Annotated in this window: 1 protein-coding gene; it reads right to left on the reverse strand. The window is 70.5% G+C overall.

Annotated features, from left to right (window positions below):
- Positions 1 to 75 precede the first annotated feature (75 nt).
- Entirely contained in the window at positions 76 to 987 is a 912-nt protein-coding gene (hemC, locus tag ABGA94_RS19690; protein WP_005419543.1) for a hydroxymethylbilane synthase, read from the reverse strand.
- Between the last annotated feature and the right edge of the window lie 309 nt (positions 988 to 1,296).

The raw sequence follows: 1,296 nt of genomic DNA on the forward strand, positions 1-1,296 counted from the left end.
CGGCCGCTGGCCGGCAACAGCGTTCAATCGGCGGCATGAGGTTGCCGGCCAGCGGCCGGCACTACCTGCGGTGCCTCAGACGTTCAGCAGTTCGCCGGCACCGGCATCCAGCAGCAGCTTCGCCACCCGCTGGCCCAGCGCTTCCGGATCACGGGCCGGGCCCACCGCTTCGGCACGCACGGCGCGGCCATCACTGGCGCTGCCGACCAGGCCCTGCAGGTGCAGGTCGTCGCCCTGCCACTGCGCGATCGCCGCCACCGGCACGTGGCAGCTGCCATGCAGCGCGCGGTTCATGGCCCGCTCGGCTTCCACGCAGGCGCGCGTGGCGGCGTCATCAAGCGTGGCGAACAGCGCCATCAGGCGCGTGTTGCCTCCGTCGCACTCTACCGCCACCGCGCCCTGCGCCGGCGCCGGCAACCACTGCGGCGGTTGCAGGCGCGCGACGATGCGCTCGCCCAGGCCCAGGCGCTCGAGGCCGGCCACCGCCAGCACGATGGCGTCGTAGCCACCGTTGTCGAGCTTGGCCAGGCGGGTGTTGACGTTGCCACGCAGGTCCAGCAGCTCCAGGTCCGGGCGCAGCGCGCGCAGCTGGGCCTGGCGGCGCAGCGACGAGGTGCCGACCCGCGCGCCGATCGGCAGCGCGTCCAGCGAGGCGTACAGGTTGGAGACGAAACCATCGGCCGGGTCGTGCCGGGTCAGCATCGCCGGCAGCGCGAAGGGCGCGTCCAGTTCCATCGGCACATCCTTCAGCGAGTGCACGGCGCAGTCGGCCTCACCCCGCAGCATGGCCAGCTCCAGTTCCTTCAGGAACAGGCCCTTGCCACCGATGGCGGCCAGCGAGCGGTCCAGCACCTCGTCACCGCGGGTGGTCATCGGCACCAGTTCCACGTGCAGGCCGGGGTGGGCCTGGCGCAGGCGGTCGGCGACGTGTTCGCTCTGCCAGAGGGCGAGCGGGCTCTTGCGGGTAGCGATGCGGACAGTTTCCATCCGGTCATTATCGCGCCTTCGGCGCGGATACGGCCAACGGCGGAGCCCCTCGTGGCTGGCTGGGGGGCGTGAAAGCAACAGCCGTGCTTGGCCGGGCGGGATGGACTGCGCAGGGGCCGCTGCAAGTACGTCCATGTAAGCTCGGTCGCCGCATCCATGCGGCTCACGCCCCTGCGCAGCCCATCCCGCCCGGCCTCTGACAGTTTCCGTGTGCGCCAGCCACGGAAGATCAAAAGAAAAGAGCAGAAGCAAAAGCAACAGCCGGCGGCTTCCGGGGTCAGATCCCTTTTCCGCAGGAAAAGGGATCTG

The sequence above is a fragment of the Stenotrophomonas sp. 3diitr2024 genome, assembly GCF_042136455.1.
Lineage (GTDB): Bacteria > Pseudomonadota > Gammaproteobacteria > Xanthomonadales > Xanthomonadaceae > Stenotrophomonas > Stenotrophomonas sepilia.

Bases quoted from the DNA above. Each gene is read 5' to 3' on its own strand.
- hemC (WP_005419543.1), bottom strand. From the start codon at position 987: ATGGAAACTGTCCGCATCGCTACCCGCAAGAGCCCGCTCGCCCTCTGG.